We start from the raw sequence: 21,804 nt of genomic DNA, 5'->3' as shown, positions 1-21,804 counted from the left end.
AAAACAGCGTTGCAAAATGCAATTATTCCAACAATGAAAATGTGAAATTCGCATTTTGCGAGTAAGTAGGAACGCAAAACGCCATAACAAGAGAGAGCCGCTGCGCTAAACGGCCAAAATTGAACACAAAAGAGTCCCAAAAAAGTTGGCACAGATTTTTCATATAGATTGATACAACCCGATTTATCCCGTGCTCTCTTCAGTATTTGCTGAAGAACTGGTCAACCCACAAAGTTGACCATTTTTTTTATCCGCGCGTCGGCAACCGCTGACCAAAATGACGCAGCAAACACTCTCTCAGCCGTGACAAGGTGATGGGCTTGGCGAGAAAGTCATCCATCCCCTGCGCCAGACAGCACGCCTTGTCCTCCGCCATCGCATTGGCCGTCAGGGCGACGATAGGCATAGTACATCCCAGCTCCCGCAAGCGCCGGGTGGCTTCCAGTCCGTCCATCAGGGGCATCCGCATATCCATCAGGATCAGATCCGGGATCTGCTCATCCACCTGCGCCAGCGCTTCCAGACCATTGGCAGCCAGCCGAACCTTGCCCACCAGTTTTTGCAGCATCAGCGACACCACCAACTGGTTCACCGGGCTGTCCTCCACCACCAGCACATCCAGTGGCAGCAGTGCCGAAGCCCCCTCCTCCCGCTGCGGCTGGCTATGGCAAGGCAGCGCCATGCCGGGCAGTTCGAACCAGAAACAGCTTCCCTTGCCCGGCTCGCTCTTCAGGTGGATCTCTCCCCCCATAAGCGTCACCAGACGCTTGCTGATGGCAAGACCGAGGCCGGTACCGGAAAAACGCCGGGTGGCCGAGTTGTCGACCTGGGAGAAGGGTTCAAACAGCAGCGCCTGATCCGCATCGGCGATCCCGATCCCGGTGTCGGAGACCGAGATCAGCAGCTTCTCATCCTGCCAACCCAGGTGCAGTGTCACCTGCCCCTGCTCGGTAAATTTGAGGGCGTTGTCCAGCAGATTGCCCATCACCTGCGACAGACGCATCGGGTCCCCCTGCAACTCCTGGGGCACAGACTCATCGACCCGATAAACCAGCGCGATCCCCTTGGCGGTCGCGCGAGCTTGCAGCGGCTCGACCAGGGATTGGCAAAGCTGGACGGGTTGCAGGGTCTCGCAGTGAAACACCAGGGTTTGCGACTCGATTTTCGAAAAATCGAGCACGTCGTCGATGATGGTTTGCAGCAATCTGGCCGAGTGGGTGGCATGGCGCAGCAGGCTCTGTTGCTCCGGCGCCAGCTCGGCATGCTGCACCAGATCGAGCATCCCCAACACCGCATTCATGGGCGAGCGGATCTCGTGGGTCATCATGGCCAGAAACTGGGACTTGGCACGGTTGGCCGCTTCGGCCTCATCCCGTGCCCGCGCCAGCTCCTCTTCCCTACGGATCTGGTTGCTGATATCCCGGGCAGTGCCGCGATAACCAATAAACAGGCCATCATGGTCAAAACAGGGCTCGGCGCTCACCTCCATCCAGCAGGGGCCGTGTTGCAGCGCAACCTGCATCCGCACCCCTCGCACCGGCTGGCGCAGCTCCAAAAGCTGTAGGTATTTCTGGGCATCGCAGCTTTGCTTGTTGCAGACGTAGTCATAGAGGGTCGGCCGGGTCGCCTGCGGGGTCATCTCATCCAGATAACCCGGCTCAGAGGCGTACCTGAGGCGATGCTCGGCATCGGTCTCCCAGAACCAGTCCGAAGCCATGGCGGCGAAGCTGCGAAAACGGCGTTCGCTGGCCTGCAGCGCCTCGGTTTTTACCGCGACCTGCTCCTGCAAGCGGGCCCGATAGGTGATGTTGACCAGCGCCTGGGCGATAAGAGGACGGCAACGCTCCATGGCGGCCTTGCTGGTGAGATCGAAGGTGCCCGCCCGAGCGTGGCGGCAGATGAGGGTGGCGGTAAAACCGGGGGCCTGCAGCCCGGTCAACATCACGCTGGCCCAGCCCGACTCGCTCGCCAGCGGCGCCAGCTCGGGCAGCTGGGCGGGATCGTAAATCACCAGGGTTTCACCCGAGATGGCGCGGGCAAATGCCGAGGTCATGCGCCAGCTGCGGGCTGATAGCATCGGCTCGGTACTGAGGTGGGTACTCCCCTGCTCCCCTTCCCAGGCCACTACATCCGCGTGATCAAAGCCGATAAAGGGTTTGAGCACCTGGATAAGGCTCTCCAGCACCTGCTCCAGCGTCTTGGCATCGGCGAGGGTGGCAACCCCCCCCAGCAGAGTCTGGGACTCGTGACGATACTTGGCCTCGCGCTCGCGGCAACGCATAAGGTCGACCAGCGTGGTCTGCAATTTGTCGCCGAGGGCTTCCAGTTCACTGTTGCCAATCATCTTGTTGCCTGCTCTGTTATGTTCTGCCGACTCAACGGGTCAGGAAAATCACGCTCGATACCATCAGGTTGCCGTGGGCCAGCTCGCCATTGGGCAGCCGCCCCTGCTCGCCGAAGGTAAAGGGGGTGATAAAGGGGATCTTGCCGAGGCGAGCCTGGCTCTGCTCGACAAATTGGCACAACATATCACCTAGCGCCAAACGGCAACCAGCACAAAAGATGATGAGAGCACCGATAGGCTGCAATTCCACGTCGACCCCATACCCTGGCTCAACGCGCATGGCATTGAGGCTGCGCTGCAACAACCCTTCCTGACTGCTGTACATCAACAACAGACGCTCCCCTTGCACCACATCGGTAAAGAGCCGCAGCCCGCCCTGTTCGGTCACCGCTTCGGGATGGGAGAGTTTGTAGTAAGGAATGCCATCCAGTGCACCCACCTGACGAGCCAGCGGGGTGAGCGTGGTCTCGCGCAAAATCGCCCCTACCGGCCAGGGCTGCTCGCGCCCGCACCAGCGGGCATAGACCTCGGCGGCAGGCTGGTGATCGATGGTGAGTACCTCCCGCCCGTTGCAGGTGGTGATCTCGCCGCTGAATTCGGCAGGCACATAGCCCGAATGAAACTGAAAGGCCAGCTGGCAATCAGGATAGAGCACCGCCAGACCGATGCCATCCTGGGCCACCGCCTCATCCCAGCAGAGTTGCCAGTCACCGCTGACGCTGCTATCAGCCGCAGATCCACCGACCACCGGCACCGAGGCACCGAGTTCGGCCTCGATACCGGCCAGCAGCCCCTCTTCCTTACCGGGACTGGCATGAAACAGGATCAGCTGGGGCAGCTCGCCCGGCCGACCACAGTCGCTCATGGCTCGGCGCAGCAACTGCCGCACATCCACCCCGTCACCGCTGGCACCAGCTACCCCGAATGCCCCTTTCTCATCGTACAGAGCAGCAACGGCCAGCCCATATCCGTCTCGGGCGTGGTGTCCCATCTCGGTCATGACACCACCGCAAGAGCTGCACCCAAGCAGGCGGGTCGTCGGGAACTGGCGTTTGAGCACGTCGCGCAGTATCGCCCCCTCATGGGCTTGGGTAAAATAGAGTAACAGCAGGGAGGGGGCCTGATCGGCATGGTGGCGCAGCTGCGCGCAGATATCTTGGGCCGCCAGCGATGAATTCTGGGCGAGGGAGTGAACGGTCAGAAATTTCAACACCATCTCCTTGTTTTATCGAATGGCTGCCTCAAGCAAAAATCATACCTTTATCAAACAATTATCTCGCTTCGCTTGCTAACATAGCGGTCAACTGAGACCAATAACAGGACGCCCATATGTGGCAAAAAAACATCAATGACTTCGATCGGGTCGTTGCCATCGGTGGTGGCCATGGCATGGGACGAGTGCTTTCGTCCCTCTCGTTTCTCGGTCAACGGCTCACCGGCATCGTCGCCACCACAGATGATGGCGGCTCGACCGGACGCCTGCGCAAGAGTCAGGAGTGCATCGCCTGGGGCGATCTGCGCAACTGCCTGAACCAGCTGGTGACCGATCCCAGCATCGGCAGCCTGTTGTTCGAGTACCGCTTCGCCGGCAAAGGCGAGCTGGCGGGCCACAACCTTGGCAACTTGATGCTGCTGGCGCTCGATAATCTCTGTGTCCGTCCTCTTGATGCTATCAAGCTGATCAGTGACATGCTCAAAATCGAGTCACAATTGCTACCCATGTCTGAATTTCCCACCGATCTCTGCGCCCATATGGAGTGTGGCACCCAGATCCTGGGAGAGGTATCCATCGATCAACTGGCAACACCGCCCCTCTCCCTCGGCCTGATGCCGGAAGTGCAAGCGACCCGGGAAGCGGTGCTGGCATTGCAGCAGGCGGACATGATCATTCTGGGGCCGGGCAGTTTTCTCACCTCCATCATGCCGCCACTGCTGCTGGCCGAGATCGCCCAGGCCATCAACGAGAGCAGCGCCATGCTGGTTTTCGTCTGCAATCTGGTGGCGGAGAACGGCCCTGCCAGTCAGCTGGATCTGATGAGTCAATGTCGCTGGCTGGAATCCCGGGTCGGTCAGGGTCGGCTGGATGCCATCCTGGCCCCACAGGGCGCGGGTGATGCGGGGGACTGGCAAGGGCGTGTGATCGAAGCCGAGCTGGGCGAGCTTGAGCTGCCCCATCGACACGATCGGTTGAAGCTGAAACTGGCGCTGGACCGGATCATCCAGCAACTGCTCAACCAGCGTTAGGCAACGGTCACGGCGCCCCGGCATCCCTGCATGGCGCCGTTACTGATAATCGGCAAGAAACGCGAGCACCTGAGGCAAGGAGGCCTCCAGCAGTTGCAATTGGCGCTCTGCCTCGGCCACATCGGCCTGCTTGCTGGCCATCTCCAGCGCCATCACCTGCTGATAACTCGGTATGGCGCCATAGCTGCCACAGGATGATTTCATGCTGTGCGCCACCCGAGCCAGCGCCTCCCACTCTCCCTGTTCATAGAGGGGTCTGAGCTGACTCAGCTGCTCGCCCACCTCTTCAATAAAGACTGCGATGACCACGGGCAGCATATCCGGACCGATATCCTCTGCCAGCTGCTGCAACACCTTGCGATCCACCCACTCCATGCGAGGCTCCTCCTGAACAGTATTCAAACAGACCATACTATAGATAGTTTTCGATGTCGTGGCTCACGGCCAGGCAGTGATGAAGCACCCGATTGGATGGCTCAGGGAATAAAGTGGCAAAAAATGTGATCGGTATCGAAATAGCGATGCTGAAACGCCCGTCAAGACAACAATTTTATTGTCATAAATTAACAATTGATCAACAATTAATGCCGTCAGAGTGATGATGCTCAGCAACACCTCTCATCCCTTTTGCCTTTTATGGCTGCTGCGAAGAACCAGGGTAGGTATCTACCCTGGTATTTTTTTATCTTGCTCAAGCGCGACCTGGTTGGTCGCCACCCGCTCCCCCATGCGAAACAGATTGAATTCGCCGGGCGCCATTTTGACCCAATTCTCATTGCCGGTCAGCGGACGGGTGGTGATCAGGGTCACCACATCGTTGGGGGTGGTCTCCCTTTGAAAGTCGATCACCACCTCCTCATCTAGCAGGCTCGCCTCGCCAAACGGCGCACAGCGAGTCAGCCAGTGCAGGTTGTTGCTGCAGTAGGTCATCACATACTCCCCGTCCGAGAGCAGCATGTTGAACACCCCCAACCCCCTGAGCTCATCACACAAGGTGGCCATATAGCGAAACATGGCGGGAAAGTTGGCGGGACGCTTGGGGTACTTCTGCTCCAACCGGTCGAGCAGCCAGCAGAAAGCGTGTTCGCTGTCGGTGTCTCCAACCGGTCGATGTCGCCCGGTTGGCAACTTCTTGTAGCCGGTGAGCTGGCCATTGTGGGCAAAAGTCCAGTAACGGCCCCACAGCTCGCGGGTAAAGGGGTGGGTATTTTCCAGCGAGACGCAGCCACGGTTGGCCTGGCGGATATGGCTGACGACGGCGCAGCTCTTGATGGGCAGCGCCTGTACCAGTCTGGCGATGGGTGACTGGGCGCTGGGTTCGGGATCTTTGAAGGTGCGAAAGCCCTTCCCTTCGTAAAAGGTAATGCCCCAGCCATCCTTGTGGGGGCCGGTCTTGCCGCCACGCAGCATCAGGCCGGTAAAACTGAAACAGATATCGGTCGGCACATTGGCACTCATGCCGAGCAGTTCGCACATATCCGGATGCCCCCTTCCTTGACTACATAACAACTGGCTTAGCACTGGGGCTGGCCAGCAAAAACCGGATTTAGAGGTGCAGAGAGAAGCACATTAGTGGTGCTCTTCCCTGCTCCCTTATCGACGAGTTGCCGATTACTTGGCCATCTCTTTTTCGACCAGCTGGATCAGGATGTGGATCACCTTGATGTGCACTTCCTGAATGCGATCGGCATAGCCAAAGTGCGGCACGCGGATCTCGATGTCGGCCAGACCGGCCATCTTGCCGCCATCCTTGCCGGTCAGGGCGATCACTTTCATCCCCTTGGCGCGGGCAGCTTCGATTGCCTTGATGATATTGCCGGAGTTGCCGCTGGTGGAGATACCGAGCAGCACGTCGCCACGACGGCCGACCGCTTCCACATAGCGGGAGAATACGTAGTCATAGCCAAAATCATTGGAGACGCAGGAGAGGTGGCTCGGATCGGAGATGGCGATGCCGGCGTAACCCGGGCGGTTCTCGCGATAGCGACCGGTCAGCTCTTCGGCAAAGTGCATGGCATCGCAGTGAGAGCCGCCATTGCCGCAGGAGAGCACCTTGCCCTCCTCCTTGAAGGAGTCGGCCAGCAACTTGGCAGCCGCTTCGATGTTTTTCAGGTTCTGCTCGTCAGCCAGGAAAGCCTGCAGCACGCTGGCAGCTTCAGTCAGTTCGTTGCGGATCAATTCTTGGTACATGATGTCTCTTCCACTGTTTTTAGTGTGCGTGTAAGTCACCGCTATTCTCGCACAAGCCAATCCCGGAGTCGCCCCCTCCCCCCTGCAACACAGCCCTGTTGCCACGAGCGTTACGGGGATCACAGTCGCAAGGTAATGAAGATGTAAACAGCTTGATAACTTTGTGCGTATGAATTACAACAGGGGCCATATCCAACAGGTCTGACCTCTGGATCAGTGACGCCACGTTGGCAATCTTTCACGCAAGGAGCAAGCAATGACGACGACCCTCACTCTGCTCGGGGTGATCCTGGTTATCGGAGCCCTGGCCTATCGCCGGGCATCCCTGTTCATCTCCACCCTGGTCACCGGCGCCGCCCTGGTGCTTGGCGCTATCTATGGTCATGTGCCCTTGCTGGTATGGGCGCTGTTCGCGGTGATCGCCATCCCGCTCAATCTGGTGGAATTTCGCCGCAATCAAATAACCAAGCCGCTGTTCAAGATCTACAAATCGATCATGCCGGAGATGTCCCGCACCGAGAAAGAGGCGATTGAAGCGGGCACCACCTGGTGGGAAGCCGATCTGTTCGCGGGCAACCCGGACTGGAAAAAGCTGCACGCCATCCCGGTCAGCACCCTCTCTGCCGAAGAGCAGGCCTTTATGGATGGTCCGGTCGAGGAAGTGTGCCGCATGGTGAGCGACTGGGAAGTGACCCACGAGCGTGCGGATCTCTCCCCCGAGGTGTGGCAATACCTGAAGGACAACAAGTTCTTCGCCATGATCATCAAGAAGAAATATGGCGGCCTCGAATTCTCGGCATACGCCCAGTCCTGCGTCCTGCAAAAGCTGTGCGGCGCCAGCGCCGTGCTCGCCTCCACCGTCGGCGTGCCCAATTCGCTGGGCCCGGGCGAACTGCTGCAGCACTATGGCACTGACGAGCAGAAGGATTACTACCTGCCGCGTCTGGCGGTGGGCAAAGAGATCCCCTGCTTCGCCCTGACCAGCCCGGAGGCGGGTTCTGACGCCGGCTCCATCCCCGACTTTGGTGTCGTCTGCAAGGGCGAGTGGGAAGGTAAAGAGATGCTCGGTATGCGCCTCACCTGGAACAAGCGCTACATCACCCTCGCCCCTATCGCCACCGTCCTGGGTCTCGCCTTCAAACTGCGTGACCCCGAGCACCTGTTGGGTAACGAGGAAGAGCTCGGCATCACCTGCGCCCTGATCCCTACTCACATCAAGGGTGTCGGCATCGGCCGTCGCCACTTCCCGCTCAACGTGCCGTTCCAGAACGGTCCGACCCAGGGCAAGGATGTGTTCGTCCCGCTCGACTTCATTATCGGTGGCCCGGCCATGGCAGGTCAGGGCTGGCGCATGCTGGTCGAGTGTCTGTCGGTCGGTCGTGGCATCACCCTGCCCTCCAACAGTACCGGAGGTGTCAAGATGCTGGCCCTGGCGAGCGGTGCCTACAGCCGCATCCGTCGCCAGTTCAAGCTGCCCATCGGCAAAATGGAAGGGATTGAAGAGCCGCTGGCCCGCATCGGCGGCAACGCCTACATCATGGGCGCCGCAGCCAACCTGACCGTGACCGGTATCGACCTTGGCGAGAAACCCTCGGTCATCTCCGCCATCGTCAAATACCACCTCACCGACCGCGCCCAGAAGTGCATCATCGATGCCATGGACATCCACGGCGGCAAGGCCATCTGCATGGGCCCCAACAACTATCTGGCTCGTGGCTATCAGGGTGCCCCCATCGCCGTGACGGTGGAAGGGGCTAACATCCTGACTCGCAGCATGATCATCTACGGTCAGGGTGCCATCCGCTGCCACCCGTATGTATTGCCGGAAATGCTGGCGGCCAGCCATCCGGATCAGGAGCAAGCCCTCAAGGACTTCGACAAAGCGGTATTCAGCCACGTCGGTTTTGCTATCAGCAACATGGTACGCAGCTTCTGGCTGGGTGTGACCGGCGCCCGTTTTACCGCGGCACCTTATGGCGACCAGACCAAAGGCTACTACCAGAAGCTCTCCCGCCTCTCTGCCAACCTGGCCTTCCTGTCAGACATGGCGATGGGAACCCTGGGTGGTGAGCTCAAGCGCAAGGAGCGAGTCTCCGCCCGCCTTGGCGACGTGCTGAGCCAGCTCTATCTGGCCTCCAGCGCCCTCAAGCGCTATCAAGACGAGGGACGCCAGCAGGCCGACCTGCCGCTGCTGCACTGGGCACTGCAAGATGCCCTGTTCAAGGCCCAAGAGGCGATCGACGAGTTGCTGCGCAACTTCCCGAACCGCTGGATTGGCCTTGCCCTGCGCGCCGTGGTGTTGCCGCTGGGTCGCGACATGAAGCGTCCGAGCGACAAGCTGGACAACCAGGTTGCCCGCCTGTTGCAAACCCCGAGCGAGACCCGCAGCCGCCTAGCCAAGGGGCAGTACCTGACCCGCGAAGAGGGTAACCCCTTCGGTCTGCTGGAGCAGGCGCTCGATGACGTGCTGGCTGCCGAGCCGCTGTTTGACAAGGTGTGCAAAGCTGACGGCGTCAAGCGCCCCTTCCTGGCTCTGGACAAGGTGGCCGACATCGGCCTCGCGGCTGGCGTGCTGAGCCAGAGCGAAGCGGAGCTGCTGCGCCGTGCCGAAGTGAGTCGCCTGCGCACCATCAACGTCGATGACTTTGACCCCATCGATCTGGTGGCCAACAAGAAGCTGTTTGAAGCCTCGGCTTACCATCGCGCCGCCTGATATCAAGGCAATCTGATAACGCCTCCCTTGTGGAGGCGTTTTTTATTTCATGGCTGCAACAGCTTGACCAGCTCCCCCGACCAGCGCCCTTCCCCGTGTCCTCGCCCGCAAAACAGTGCACAATAGCCGGCAAACCGAATCACAAAGGAAGCCAGGATGACCCTTGAGCACCTGATCCAGTGGCGCCGCGACCTGCACCGCCTGCCGGAAGCGGCTTGGAAAGAGTTTCGTACCACCAGCCTGATTGCCCACCATCTGAATGAACTCGGCTATCACATCGTGCTTGGCGACAAGCTGCTGGCCAGCAATCTGATGATGGGGCGCGATGTCGATGTGGCTGCCGAGAAGGCCCGCGCCCGCCGTCAGGGTGCCCATCCCGACTGGCTGGAGCGCATTGGCGACGTGACCGGGCTGATGGGAGAGCTGGATACCGGCCGCCCCGGCCCGACTCTGGCCTTTCGCTTCGACATCGATGCCGTGGAGGTGGAGGAGTCTGCCGCCGAGCAGCACCTGCCGCAGCAGGAGGGCTTTGCTTCCCACAACAAGGGGTGGATGCACGCCTGCGCCCACGATGGCCATACCGCCATCGGTCTGGGGCTGGCCAGCCGCCTGATGGCGATGAAAGAGGAGCTGTGCGGGCGCATCAAGCTCTTCTTCCAACCCGCTGAAGAGGGGTGCCGCGGTGGCAAGGCGCTAGCCTCAGGTGGAGCCCTCGATGATGTGAATGCCCTGCTTTCGCTCCATATCGGCATTCACGCCGGCAGCGGCGAGCTGGTGATCAACCCCACCGAGTTCCTCTGTTCAACCAAGTTCGACGTCCACTTTATGGGCACCGCCGCCCATGCCGGGCTCGAGCCCAATGCCGGCAGCAATGCGCTGGCTGCCGCCTGCATGGCCACCACCGCCATGCTCGGCATTCCGCGCCACCGCGACGGCATGACCCGCATCAACATCGGCCAACTCCACGCTGGCAGCGGGCGCAACGTCATTCCCGACCATGCCGAACTGCACGGTGAAACCCGCGGCGCCGACAGCGCCCTCAACGACTACATGTTCAGCCAGGTGCAACGCATCGTCGAAGGCACAGCCCTTGCCCACGGCGTCACCTACCGCATCATTAAGCAGGGTGAGGCCATCGCGCTCGACAACAGCCCGGCGCTACAGGCCGAGCTGGCGGCGCTGGCTCGCAAGCAGGGGCTCGCCACCATCCAGACTCGCCGCTTTGGCGCCAGCGAAGATGCCGGTTTTTTGATGGAGCGGGTGCAAAAGCAGGGGGGCGAAGCGGCTTACCTCATTCTGGGGGCCGATCTGGCGGCGCCGCACCATCACAACGAATTCGATTTCGATGAGCGGGTGATGCAAAGCGGGGTCGAGCTACTGGCCGCCTGGGCCCGCGCCCGGCTGGGTGTGATAGAAGCAGCCCTCTCTTGATATCCCCTCGGCCAGCTCACCGGCTAACGGGATCAAAAAAAGGCGCCTCGGCGCCTTTTTTCTGCAAGAAAACTTGACCGCTACTCGCGAAGCTTGCGATGCACATCGGGGCGGCCACCGGTCACGCTATCGGCTCGCCCCTCCTCTTTGGCCTTCTCGGCCCGCTTTTTGCGCATCTCGCGGGGATCGGCGATGAGCGGGCGGTAGATCTCGATACGATCGCCGTCGTGCAGCGGTTCGCTCCCTTTCACCGGTCGGCTGTAGATGCCGAACTTGTTGACCGCCAGATCGATCTCGGGGTGCTTTTGCACGATGCCGGACTGCTCGATGGCCGCCAGCACGCAGGTCTCGGGCGCCACCCTCAGGGCAATCACCGTCTGCTGCTGCGGCAAGGCATAGACAACCTCGATATTGAGCTGGTCAGACACCGTAGACCTCCTTCGCCCGGTTGGAGAAGGCGGAGACCATGGAGCTCACCAGATCGCGGAATACCTGACCAAAAGCCACCTCGATGAGCTTGGAGGTAAACTCGAAATCGAGATCGAACTCCACCTTGCAGGCATCCACATCGAGCGGGGTAAAAGTCCACCAGCCCGCCAACTTGCGGAACGGGCCATCCACCAGCTCCATCCTGATCTGGCGGTTCACATCCAGCTGATTGCGGGTGGTAAAGGTCTTGGCAATCCCCGCCTTGGCCACATCGACCGACGCCATCATGTAGTCATCGCCAGCCTCGTGGACACGGCTGCCGACACAGCCGGGCAAAAACTGCGGATAGGCATCCACATCGTTAACCAACTTGAACATCTGTTCTGCACTGAACATCACCAGGGCACTGCGCGTAATTCGGGGCATGGCTTTTCCTCATCCAATCGGCGCGATTTTATCACCATGTTTGGGGTTGTGGAGGTAAAACCTCAGCCAAACCGCTCAGAAAGCCACCACTTGACCTGCTGCGCGTTTTACAGCCGCCCCTGCCTACGTATAATACGAGCCTCCTAGTCATTGCCGGAAATCGCCCGTCATGAGCAAAAAAAACAGTAAAAACAAAGCCGGGTCCAGCACCATTGCACTCAACAGAACCGCGCGCCACGAATACTTCATCGAAGAGAAGATCGAAGCGGGTCTGTCCCTGCAAGGGTGGGAAGTCAAATCCCTGCGGGCGGGCAAGGCTAACATCAGCGAAGCCTATGTCATCTTCCGCGATGGCGAGGCCTATCTGTTCGGCTCCAGCTTCCTGCCACTGCAAGCGGCCTCCAGCCACGTGGTATGTGACCCGACCCGCACCCGCAAACTGCTGCTGAGCCGTCGTGAACTCGACAAGCTCGAAAGCTTGATCGCCCGTCAGGGCTACACCATAGTTCCCCTCGCCCTCTACTGGAAACAGTGCTGGGTCAAGGTCGAGATCGGCCTGGTGAAGGGCAAGAAAGAGCACGACAAGCGCGAAGATACCAAGGCCCGCGAGTGGGATCGGGAAAAAGCCCGCATCATGAAGAACAAGCATCGCGGCTAACCCGCTACTGCCAGGATCAGGACGCCAGTTCACCTTCCCCCGGCGCAGCTGGCTCTTCAGGCTCAGCTGCGTACAATAAATCGGCAAACAGACTGGCTGCCAGAGGGAATGGGTATCAACGCCTTGCTATGACAGCATTTTTGCGTACAATCGCAATTAACAACTTGGGGCTGATTCTGGATTCGACAAGATTCACGAAACCCAAGGTGCATGCCGAGGTGCGGTAGGCCTCGTTAATAAACCGCAAAAAAATAGTCGCAAACGACGAAAACTACGCACTAGCAGCTTAATAACCTGCATAGAGCCCTTCTACCCTAGCTTGCCTGTGTCCTAGGGAATCGGAAGGTCATCCTTCACAGGATCGTGTGGAAGTCCTGCTCGGGGCGGAAGCATTAAAACCAATCGAGCTAGTCAATTCGTGGCGTGTCTCTCCGCAGCGGGTTGGCGAATGTAAAGAGTGACTAAGCATGTAGTGCCAAGGATGTAGTAATTTTGGACGGGGGTTCAAATCCCCCCAGCTCCACCAAATATTGTTCCGAGAAGGAACGAAGAAGTACAGAAACCCGCAAGATTCAACGTCTTGCGGGTTTTTTGTTGTCCGACAAAGTCGAAGTGGTCGCCTAAAACCAGCTTCACGAGTACTATAATTAGTACCACAAGGTTAGTGGTACTCAATTCGATGGTACTAAGGAGCGTTATGGTCACGGTGGAGAAAAAGAGGCGCGAAACAGGTAACTGCAGATTAACCGACCCAAAAGTTAAAAACGCCAAGCCATCCGAAGACGCTAAGGCGAAAGGCTCGCGCCCTGCTGGCCCAAGGCATTGATCCCAAGCTCCACAAAGAAGAACAGGCCGCCATGGTCAAAGCCATGGAAGAAGCCAGCACCAACACCTTTGAACACATGGCATCTAAGTGGCTGGATCCCAAACGCCATGATGTAACTGAAGCCTATGCCGCAGATTCGTGGCGCTCTCTTGAGCTGTATGTGTTGCCCTTCATCGGTTCTATGCCCATCGACCAGATCCGTGCTCCCAAAGTCATCGAGATGCTGCGCCCTCTGGAGGCAGCTGGCAAACATGAGACTGTACGCCGCCTTTGTCAGCGGATTAACGAAGTCCTCGACTATAGCGTTAACCACGGCCTGCTCGATGCCAATCCCTGCTCAGCGATATGCAAGGTTTTCAAGAAGCCAGCCAAAAAGCACATGCCGACTCTCAAACCGGACGAGTTACCGCTTTTGATGGCTGACATTGCCAATGGTCGGTTAGACCCGACCACGCGCTGCCAAATTGAATGGAGCCTGCATACCTTGGTGCGCCCGGGCGAATCAGCCGGTACCCGTTGGGATGAGATCGACCTTGACGCCAAAGTCTGGAATATCCCTGCTGAGCGGATGAAGATGGATCGCCCCCACCGGGTTCCTCTGACCCCGCAAGCTATCTCTCTGCTGGAGCGCATGAAGCCGATCAGCGGCCACCGTCCTTTTGTGTTCCCTGGCCGCCGCGATCCGCTTGGTCACATCAACGACCAAAGTGCCAATGCGGCCTTAAAACGGCTTGGTTATGGCGGGCGACTAGTGGCTCATGGTTTGCGCTCGCTGGGGAGTACCACGCTCAACGAACAGGGCTTCAACCCTGACGCCATTGAGGCCGCACTATCCCACACCGATGAGAACGAAATCCGTCGCGCCTACAACCGCTCTGACTACTTTGAGCAGCGGGTGATCATGATGGGCTGGTGGAGTGACCACATAGAGAATGCCAGCCAAGGAAGCCTGTCTCTGGCGAACGGCACTAAGGCGCTCAAGCTGGTCAAAGAATAAACCGAATCCCACCGGGTCTATCTCGACGGAGAGAAAAGCGGGAAAGCCTTGCCCGTCTGACTCTGCCCTCCACTTAAGCTGATAGTGTGAGATCTGCGCATGACGAGAAGAACAACAAAACTCCAACCCTTACCGAAAAGGTTTAATCTGTCAGATTATGAACTATCCAATCATGAAACTAATCGCTCACTGATTGCTAATTTATTGTTCAAAATCTCATTCCTACGCGATGACATTGCAGCGGCTAACATATCCTCCGACATGAGCTCTCCGATGACTATTCAGGCTAAATAACTGATCCCAATAGTGCTACACCTTCGCTATATCTCGAAAATAAATAAAGCCCCGGACATGATGTATGTCAGAGGCTTTATTATATAAGTAATAAACTTGCTACAGTTAAATGGTCATGTTAGGCACTGCGTGATGTAGCTTGCACCGAGTCAACCATAATATTTTCTTTAATCGCGAACCTCTTACTGTAAATAGCAGTAAGGATAGGTACTAACACAGCCGTTACGATCACACAGGTTGCAACCAGCGCGGTTGCAGATTGAGCCACAGGTGCAAACGCAGGGTTCATCTGGGCGATGATCATCGGGTTAGCGACGGCAGCTCCGGCGGTGGAAGAGGCAGCGACTCCAGCTGTGCCATTACCACCAGCCAACCACTTGTCAGCAAAAATGAGCGGAATACCGGTGACCACGATCACTGCCAATCCCAGCAGAATACCAAGCAGGCCGGTATCGATAATGACTGAGAAGTTGATGGTATTGCCCAATGCAAACCCGAAGAAGGGGATTAGGGTGCCAGTAGCCTTGCTGAAAAACTCCTTCAAATCAGGGTCCAAGTTGCCGAGGGCAAAGCCTATTAGGAAAGGCAGAATCGCACCGACAAAGTGGTGACCTTGGAATGATGCCAACCCTGTTGCACCCAGAATAACCATGGTCATCAACGGACCTGACTCTACAGACATCAGCACAAACGCGCCAGACTCTTCCTTGGTGCCGTACTGGTTCATCAGGCTGGCATAAAGACCGCCGTTAGTCATATCCATAGCCGAGACGAGAGCCAAGGTTGAAAGACCTGCGAGTAAGCCAGCTTCAATCCCGTGCTCAGGCAACAGGTGGGATGCCAGTATGGCGACCAACCAGGCCACCGCAATTTTGGTGACAACCAGTACACCGGATTTACGGATCACGGTGCCGGTGGCTTTGAGATTGATGGAAGCGCCGATACAGAAGAACCAAACAGCCAAAATTGGCACTGTTCCTGTGATGATCCCTTTGGTGAAGCCACCATAGTACTCTGCGGTACCGGGAGCAAATGTATTCAAAGTTGCACCCAGAAGCAGCGGGATCAGCATGATCCCCCCCGGAATTTTATCCAACGTCTGTTTGATTTTCATATAGACCTCAATAATGAAAAAAGAAATAACATAAAAAGTTTCAATTCTGTATTTTTAATAGTTTTATTGATTGGCCAACCACGTTTTGCTGACCTTGAACACGGCTTTTTTTATCTTTTTCGATGTATTTACTTGGCAAGTCGGACGATGAACTTCACCCGGATAAAAAATGGCAAAATCACCCGTTCCAAGTAGTATCCGATTGGTAATTTCATCTTGGTCAATGAAGATCAAGTCAGGCTTGGTTTCCTGATATGAATGTGGAGAGGTAATGGCTGCACTGGTAGCAATTACCTCTTGACCACACAACAGTATTTGTATATCGATAAACTGATCATGAAATTCACTTTTCAAGCAGTTTTCAGGAGCAGTGGTTGGGCTTGAAATAAGATAAAAAACGTCATTCTCGATTATGTCGAATTTTCCAGCCTGCTGGCTCAGCAAATGCTGATGGGAGCACTCTTCTCTTTGTAAAAGCTGCAATAATGGAGTGGGTAACATCGCCATTGCGAGTTGATTTATATTACCGATGATCATGAGCCGAATTTCCTTGTCGCGTTGTCCGTCTTGATCGTCGTTACAGGCAGGCGAGCCCGTCTATCGAGCGAGTCAGATCGGAGTTATCGTTACGTATTTGTGGTATGGGCCCGGCCACCAGGCCCGAATGAGGTTTAAAGTGCCGCCATGGCATCCCGTGCAAGCGAGCCAATCTTGTCCCACTCCCGCCGCTCGATGAGCTCAGCTGGGACCATCCAGGTACCGCCGCAGGCAAACACTGCCCCTTGGGCCAGATAATCCTTCACATTACTCGGGCTGATACCGCCGGTAGGCATAAAAGTAACGGGATAGACGGCGCTTAGTGCCTTGAGCATGGCCAGCCCGCCGGAAGCCTCTGCCGGGAAGAACTTGAGTGTATGCAGGCCAAGCTCCATTGCTTGCTCAACCAAGCTGGGATTATTGACTCCAGGGATGATAGGCACGCCTCGCGCCTGGCAATACTGAACGATCCGTGGATTGAGTCCTGGGCTGACGATGAAATCCACCCCTGCTTCTATAGCCTGATCCACTTGGGCTGTAGTGAGCACGGTCCCCGCCCCGATGGTCATGTTGGGGAAGGCTGCTCGCAGTTGACGGATGGCATCGGCCGCAGCGGGTGTGCGGAAGGTGATTTCCGCACTCGGCATGCCGTTGTCCATCAAAGCCTGACCAAGGGCCACTGCATCATCAGCATTCTTGATAGCGATGACGGGGATGATCTTCAGGCTGGACAGTTGTTCAAGCAATACTGACATGGGATTCCTCACTGGCATTGGTGGTGGCTGGCATCGCCAGCAAAGGGATGATGGCGCCGCGATGCTGAATAACAGTGCTCGCCAGTCGATGGGCATAGTGTGCTGAGTCGTTTACCGAGGCGTTGGCCAGTCGTTTGGCAAGGTAACCTGCGCTGAACGAGTCACCAGCCGCCGTAGTGTCTATCACCTGCGTCTGTGCCAGTGACACGGCGGGTACTTCATTGCACCGTTCGTCCTGCACGATGAGGCAGGAATCTGCACCGCGTTTGACAACTATTTCACTGACTCCGAGGGTCTGAGTCCGCGCCAGCGTCTGCTCAACCTGGCTATCTCCCCACAAGGCGTATTCGTCATCGAGTGTCAGGAAAGCAAGGTCAGTCAGCGTCAGCATGGCGTGATAGGCCTGCTGTGCCGCTTCGCGGCTTTCCCAAAGGCGTGGCCGATAGTTGTTGTCAAAGGCGATCTTCACCCCGGCAGCGCGACACTCGGCAAGACGTTGCAGCAGGGTTTCCCTGTCCGCTTGGGACAGGATGGCTAGGCTGATACCACTCAAATAGATGTAGTCGAACTCGTGCAATTGCTGGCAGATATGCTCCGCTTCATCGCCTTGCAACCAGTAACGGGCAGCCGCATCGCTGCGCCAGTAATGGAAGGTCCGCTCGCCGTGCTCGTCAGTTTCAATGAGGTAGAGACCAGGCAATTTGTGAGCAAAACGCTGCACCAGATCGGTATGGACACCTTCCTGTTGCCACTGCTGCAACATGGTATTGCTGATGGCATCGGTTCCCATTGCGGTCACATAGTGTACGGCCAGCTCAGTGTTGGATCGTGCCAGATAGACAGCCGTGTTGAGCGTATCTCCACCGAAATGGCGGACGATGTTCACCTTGCTCTCCGATAGCTCGATCATGCATTCGCCAATGACGGCAACCTTGATAGCCATATGTCCTCCCACTTTTATGATGGGTCCATTCTATTTAATGAAACAAAACTATCAAATGAATTGAAACGCCATTTCATTAAATTGTGACAGAACGCAAAGGTTCTTCAGCCTGAGGAGGATGCCCGGCGTGAGAAGCGTTTTAAATGGTTCTGTTTGATACCGTAATCAGGTAAGGTAGCTGCGACCTTGGCTATGATTGCGCGCTTGTTTCAAATATAATGAAACGATAGATTTTATAAGGGGATATAGATGTCAGCGGTAGATAACTCACCGGATTCGGTCTCGTCAGTACTGAAAGTGTTCGGTATCTTGCAGGCCTTGAGTGAACAAAAAGATATCGGAGTGACTGAGCTGTCCCAGCGGATCATGATGTCAAAAAGCACTGTTTATCGTTTTTTGCAGACAATGAAGACGCTTGGTTATGTCAATCAGGAAGGGGAGACTGACAAGTACACCCTTAGTCTGAAGCTTTTCGAACTGGGTGGAAGAGCGCTGGAGCACCAGGATTTGATCCAAATCGCTGATGTCCAGATGTACCGGTTGGGTAAGTTGACCAAAGAAACGCTGCACCTAGGGGCACTCGATGAAAACAGTGTCGTCTATCTGCACAAGATCGACTCCGAATACAATCTGCGTATGTACTCCCGTATCGGTCGCCGCTGCCCACTCTACAGCACCGCACTTGGCAAGGTAATGATGGCTTGGCTACCAGAAGAAGAGGTGCGGAGCATGTTGGCCGGAGTAACGTTTGAGCGCTTCACCGAGCATACCCTGGCTAATGTTGATGCCCTGTTGGCGGAGCTGGCACAGGTGCGCGAGCAAGGCTATGCGGAAGACAATGAAGAAAATGAGAACGGGCTGCGTTGCTTCGGTGTGCCTATCTACAACCGGATGGGGCGCATCATCACCGGGCTCTCTTTGTCACTACCGATAGTCCGTTTTGAAGAAAGCAAACGTGCCGAACTTGTTAGTTTGCTACATGAAGCTGCTGCCCGCATTTCGGCGGAGCTTGGCTATCACGACTATCCCTTTACCTCAAACTGAGAGTGTAAGCGCCTTACTTAGCCTCATCATATGAGTGGATACCAGTCAGGCATCCACTCAATGCTCCCGGTTATCGAACCCGACCGAGCGGCGCTACACCTTGGTGTCGGTAGAGGGAAACCATGGTGTAGCCATTGATGACGAAGAACATCCCCTCTAACAGACTCCCGCCAATCGAACCAGCCCAGAGGTTGTGTACAACCCAACAGAGACTGCTGACCAGCATGCACCCTCGCAGTGGTAGTCCATCCAATCTGAACAGGGCATAGGTACTCAACGTGGTCCCCGTCAGGGTGAGCAATTGCATGGGGTGTTCCAGCTGAGGAAGCACCAGCACCCAAACCAACACAATAACGCTCCACATGACACTTAACGTTCGGTGGTACCCGGAAACCCACGTGCGGACTGCACACAGCAGGCAGTTTATGGCGGCGACCGTCGCACCGAGCATCATAAAATGCAGAGCCAAAAGTACCCCATTAAGGGTCAGGTGCCGCCGCAATTTCTGATCCTGGTGTTGCAAAAAAGCGGTGGCACCGATAGCGCAAGCCAGCAACCCAAGGAGCTGGGCCAGCCAAGGTGCATCAAGATGCATAGGGTAAATTCCGTAACAGGATTGAACAAAAAAGGCGCCATTGGCGCCTTGTTGCATCTTAAGAGATCAGCGGGCCAACCAGCCACCATCCACAGCGATTGTGTAGCCATTGATGTAGTCGGAAGCCGCAGAGGCAAGGAAGACTGCCGGGCCCATCATGTCATCGGGTACACCCCAACGTCCGGCCGGGATCCGTTCCAGAATGGCAGCATTGCGATCCTCATCTGCACGCAGAGCTGTCGTATTGTTGGTGGCCATGTAACCGGGAGCAATGGCGTTAACGTTGATACCTTGGCTTGCCCATTCATTGGCCAGCAGGCGGGTGATCCCCATCACGCCGCTCTTGGAGGCTGTGTAGGAAGGCACTCTGATCCCACCCTGATACGAGAGCATGGAGGCAATATTGATGATCTTGCCACCCAGGCCCTGAGCGATAAACTGCTTCGCGACTGCCTGGGACATGAAGAAGACACTCTTGATGTTGATGTTCATCACATCATCCCAGTCCTTCTCGTTGAAGTTGATGGCGTCTTCGCGGCGAATGATGCCAGCGTTGTTGACTAGGATGTCGACCCGACCAAACCGGGAGACGGCCTGATCCACCAGTCCTGGTAAGGTATCCACCTTGCTGACATCGGCCTTGAGGCTAAGGAACTGGCGGCCAATGGCCTCGACCTTGGCAATGGTATCGGTAGGCTCGACAATGTTGACACCAACGATGTCACAGCCTGCCTGAGCCAGGCCCAACGCCATACCCTGACCCAGACCGGTATCGCAACCGGTCACGATGGCAATCTTACCCTTCAAATCGAATGCATTGAGAATCATCTTATTTCCTCTGCTGCCACCCAGCGTGACAGTCTTGATGGTGGTGATGCGGCCATCTGAAGCGGGCCCGGACATAAAGGGAATTAACGCAGATCCTCGATGGCAACATGATCCATGTCACCGAACACCTGATTCTCGCCGACCATGCCCCAGATAAAGGTATAAGCCTGGGTACCTACCCCGGAGTGAATGGACCAACTTGGCGAGATCACTGCCTGCTCGTTGTGGATCAGCAAATGGCGAGTCTCGTCAGGCTTGCCCATCATGTGGAATACAGCCGCATCCTCTTTCATGTTGAAGTAGAAGTAGACCTCCATACGACGCTCATGAGTGTGGCAAGGCATGGTGTTCCACAAACTACCTTCCTCCAGCTTGGTCATGCCCATTACCAATTGACAGGTCGGCAGTACATCCGGCACCAGGTATTTGTAGATGGTGCGACGGTTGCTGGTAGACGCGTCACCGATGGTGCTGGGGGAAGCCTGCTCCTTGGTGACTTTGCGGGTCGGGAAATGCATGTGGGCCGGAGCACTGTTGTAGTAAAACTTGGCCGGTTGCGAGGCATCGACGCTGGCAAAACTTAGCTCCCTGGCACCCTGTCCCACGTAAAGCGCTTCGGCATTACCGACTTCAAAGGTGGTTCCATCCACAGTAACTACACCGGGGCCACCGATGTTGATAAGCCCAAGCTCGCGACGTTCGAGGAAATAGCTGACACCAAAGGTCTTACCTAGCTCGTCTGAGAAGCCAAGCGGACCGTTAACCGGCATCATGCCACCGAACACGATGCGATCGATGTGGCTGTAGGTCATGGTCAGCTTGTTCGGGGTGAAGATCTCCTCAACCAGAAACTCACGGCGCAGGCCCTGAGTATCAAGTTGCTTGGCATGGTCGCTATGGATGCTTTGACGAATTTGCATAATGAACCTCAATTCAGGGCCTTTACGGCATCAATGACTGCGTACTTACGCTTTACTTTGTGGAACGCACGATACCAATAAAAGGAAACGCCATCAATTTAAAAGTGAAACGTTGTTTTGATTTTGTGATTTTGAGCTAATTCCGGGAAATTGACACTTCGGGTGTCTGTCAGCCCACAGAGGCAAGTCGGTAAGTAGTAGCGATATGGGTATGGAAATAGCGGCTATGAGCACAGGAGTCATCCCTGAGCTGAGTTCTCTTTGTAAAGTGAACCCTTCTTCGTGCCATCCGGGTGATTCTTGGGTACCAAGATGATGGCGAGTGAGTTTTGTACAAGCCCCACTTTGCAGTTGGAGGATAGACTCATTTGTTTATGGTTGACGCGTATAATGCAGGCCAGAACAAGGCAACATTGTGGTGAGTTTTCAGTCTGGCTCATCAGGCACTCGCCTACCTCTCCCCAACTCCCCCCGTAAAAATAGGCTCTGTCCCAATTACGTGTTGAAAGGCTAATC

Annotated in this window: 20 protein-coding genes, 1 other RNA gene and 1 pseudogene; 7 read left to right on the top strand and 15 right to left on the bottom strand. The window is 56.4% G+C overall.

Features of this window, described 5'->3' with window-relative positions:
• Positions 1–247 precede the first annotated feature (247 nt).
• Together L972_RS12070 and L972_RS12065 are read right to left on the bottom strand one after the other, a co-directional pair.
• A complete protein-coding gene (locus tag L972_RS12070; RefSeq protein ID WP_047438500.1) occupies positions 248–2,344 on the bottom strand; it encodes a hybrid sensor histidine kinase/response regulator in 2,097 nt (698 codons plus the stop codon).
• 31 nt (positions 2,345–2,375) lie between these two features.
• Positions 2,376–3,560 carry an FIST signal transduction protein gene (locus L972_RS12065; protein WP_047438498.1) on the bottom strand — a complete coding sequence of 395 codons (1,185 nt, stop codon included), beginning with the start codon at positions 3,558–3,560 and terminating at the stop codon, positions 2,376–2,378.
• Between the two features lie 113 nt (positions 3,561–3,673).
• On the opposite strand from L972_RS12065, the gene L972_RS12060 reads away from it, so the two are divergent.
• Positions 3,674–4,588: a gluconeogenesis factor YvcK family protein gene (locus L972_RS12060; RefSeq protein WP_047438497.1), complete on the top strand. Its 915-nt coding sequence runs from the start codon at positions 3,674–3,676 to the stop codon at positions 4,586–4,588.
• Between the two features lie 39 nt (positions 4,589–4,627).
• On the opposite strand, the gene L972_RS12055 is transcribed toward L972_RS12060, so the two are convergent.
• From L972_RS12055 to lpcA, 3 genes are all read right to left on the bottom strand, one after another.
• Entirely contained in the window at positions 4,628–4,963 is a 336-nt protein-coding gene (locus L972_RS12055; RefSeq protein ID WP_019446543.1) for an Hpt domain-containing protein, read from the bottom strand.
• A gap of 291 nt (positions 4,964–5,254) precedes the next feature.
• A complete protein-coding gene (locus L972_RS12050) occupies positions 5,255–6,064 on the bottom strand; it encodes a class II glutamine amidotransferase (RefSeq protein WP_047438496.1) in 810 nt (269 codons plus the stop codon).
• 135 nt (positions 6,065–6,199) lie between these two features.
• Positions 6,200–6,778: a D-sedoheptulose 7-phosphate isomerase gene (gene lpcA / locus L972_RS12045; RefSeq protein ID WP_033114978.1), complete on the bottom strand. Its 579-nt coding sequence runs from the start codon at positions 6,776–6,778 to the stop codon at positions 6,200–6,202.
• 256 nt (positions 6,779–7,034) lie between these two features.
• Between lpcA and fadE the strand changes: the two genes are divergently transcribed.
• Together fadE and L972_RS12035 are read left to right on the top strand one after the other, a co-directional pair.
• The gene (gene fadE / locus L972_RS12040; RefSeq protein ID WP_047438495.1) at positions 7,035–9,491 is read left to right on the top strand and encodes an acyl-CoA dehydrogenase FadE; all 2,457 of its coding nucleotides are present in this window, start codon (positions 7,035–7,037) and stop codon (positions 9,489–9,491) included.
• 156 nt (positions 9,492–9,647) lie between these two features.
• Positions 9,648–10,922, top strand: coding sequence for an amidohydrolase (locus tag L972_RS12035; RefSeq protein WP_047438494.1), 1,275 nt, complete (start codon positions 9,648–9,650; stop codon positions 10,920–10,922).
• 80 nt (positions 10,923–11,002) lie between these two features.
• Here L972_RS12035 and L972_RS12030 read toward each other — a convergent pair whose 3' ends face one another.
• Together L972_RS12030 and L972_RS12025 are read right to left on the bottom strand one after the other, a co-directional pair.
• A complete protein-coding gene (locus L972_RS12030) occupies positions 11,003–11,350 on the bottom strand; it encodes an RnfH family protein (RefSeq protein WP_042054648.1) in 348 nt (115 codons plus the stop codon).
• The gene (locus L972_RS12025; protein WP_005334496.1) at positions 11,343–11,777 is read right to left on the bottom strand and encodes an SRPBCC family protein; all 435 of its coding nucleotides are present in this window, start codon (positions 11,775–11,777) and stop codon (positions 11,343–11,345) included. The genes L972_RS12030 and L972_RS12025 overlap by 8 nt, the downstream gene beginning before the upstream one ends.
• A 169-nt stretch (positions 11,778–11,946) precedes the next feature.
• Between L972_RS12025 and smpB the strand changes: the two genes are divergently transcribed.
• The 3 genes and pseudogenes from smpB to L972_RS12015 form a co-directional block, all read left to right on the top strand.
• Positions 11,947–12,435 carry an SsrA-binding protein SmpB gene (smpB, locus tag L972_RS12020; protein ID WP_005334498.1) on the top strand — a complete coding sequence of 163 codons (489 nt, stop codon included), beginning with the start codon at positions 11,947–11,949 and terminating at the stop codon, positions 12,433–12,435.
• Positions 12,436–12,601: 166 nt separating this feature from the next.
• Positions 12,602–12,961: a transfer-messenger RNA gene (gene ssrA / locus L972_RS20910) on the top strand.
• Between the two features lie 262 nt (positions 12,962–13,223).
• A pseudogene (locus L972_RS12015) lies at positions 13,224–14,258 on the top strand (phage integrase central domain-containing protein); the annotation flags it as partial.
• Between the two features lie 412 nt (positions 14,259–14,670).
• Here the strand turns inward: L972_RS12015 and kdgT are convergent.
• The 4 genes from kdgT to L972_RS11995 all read right to left on the bottom strand — a co-directional run bounded on the left by kdgT (position 14,671) and on the right by L972_RS11995 (position 17,901).
• A complete protein-coding gene (gene kdgT / locus L972_RS12010) occupies positions 14,671–15,666 on the bottom strand; it encodes a 2-keto-3-deoxygluconate transporter (protein ID WP_047438492.1) in 996 nt (331 codons plus the stop codon).
• 63 nt (positions 15,667–15,729) lie between these two features.
• Positions 15,730–16,203, bottom strand: coding sequence for a YhcH/YjgK/YiaL family protein (locus tag L972_RS12005; RefSeq protein ID WP_047438490.1), 474 nt, complete (start codon positions 16,201–16,203; stop codon positions 15,730–15,732).
• A gap of 134 nt (positions 16,204–16,337) precedes the next feature.
• Positions 16,338–16,958 carry a bifunctional 4-hydroxy-2-oxoglutarate aldolase/2-dehydro-3-deoxy-phosphogluconate aldolase gene (locus L972_RS12000; protein ID WP_047438488.1) on the bottom strand — a complete coding sequence of 207 codons (621 nt, stop codon included), beginning with the start codon at positions 16,956–16,958 and terminating at the stop codon, positions 16,338–16,340.
• Positions 16,942–17,901: a sugar kinase gene (locus L972_RS11995; protein ID WP_052200057.1), complete on the bottom strand. Its 960-nt coding sequence runs from the start codon at positions 17,899–17,901 to the stop codon at positions 16,942–16,944. The genes L972_RS12000 and L972_RS11995 overlap by 17 nt, the downstream gene beginning before the upstream one ends.
• 249 nt (positions 17,902–18,150) lie before the next feature.
• On the opposite strand from L972_RS11995, the gene kdgR reads away from it, so the two are divergent.
• The gene (gene kdgR / locus L972_RS11990; protein ID WP_047438487.1) at positions 18,151–18,945 is read left to right on the top strand and encodes a DNA-binding transcriptional regulator KdgR; all 795 of its coding nucleotides are present in this window, start codon (positions 18,151–18,153) and stop codon (positions 18,943–18,945) included.
• A gap of 70 nt (positions 18,946–19,015) precedes the next feature.
• Here the strand turns inward: kdgR and L972_RS11985 are convergent, their stop codons facing one another.
• From L972_RS11985 to L972_RS21915, 4 genes are all read right to left on the bottom strand, one after another.
• Complete coding sequence (locus L972_RS11985; RefSeq protein ID WP_231560924.1) at positions 19,016–19,597, bottom strand: YgjV family protein; 582 nt, start codon at positions 19,595–19,597, stop codon at positions 19,016–19,018.
• Positions 19,598–19,606: 9 nt separating this feature from the next.
• Positions 19,607–20,368, bottom strand: coding sequence for a 2-dehydro-3-deoxy-D-gluconate 5-dehydrogenase KduD (gene kduD, locus L972_RS11980; protein ID WP_047438483.1), 762 nt, complete (start codon positions 20,366–20,368; stop codon positions 19,607–19,609).
• Between the two features lie 83 nt (positions 20,369–20,451).
• A complete protein-coding gene (gene kduI / locus L972_RS11975) occupies positions 20,452–21,288 on the bottom strand; it encodes a 5-dehydro-4-deoxy-D-glucuronate isomerase (protein WP_047438482.1) in 837 nt (278 codons plus the stop codon).
• A gap of 239 nt (positions 21,289–21,527) precedes the next feature.
• On the bottom strand, positions 21,528–21,804 hold a 277-nt coding region (locus L972_RS21915), incomplete at its 5' end, for a hypothetical protein (RefSeq protein ID WP_231560923.1).

Origin of the sequence: Aeromonas sp. ZOR0001, from assembly GCF_000801015.1 — a bacterium.
In the GTDB taxonomy this organism is placed as follows: Bacteria; Pseudomonadota; Gammaproteobacteria; order Enterobacterales; family Aeromonadaceae; genus Aeromonas; species Aeromonas veronii.
Note: the sequence above shows the minus strand (reverse complement) of the source record. Positions and strands in the feature narration are given on the sequence as shown.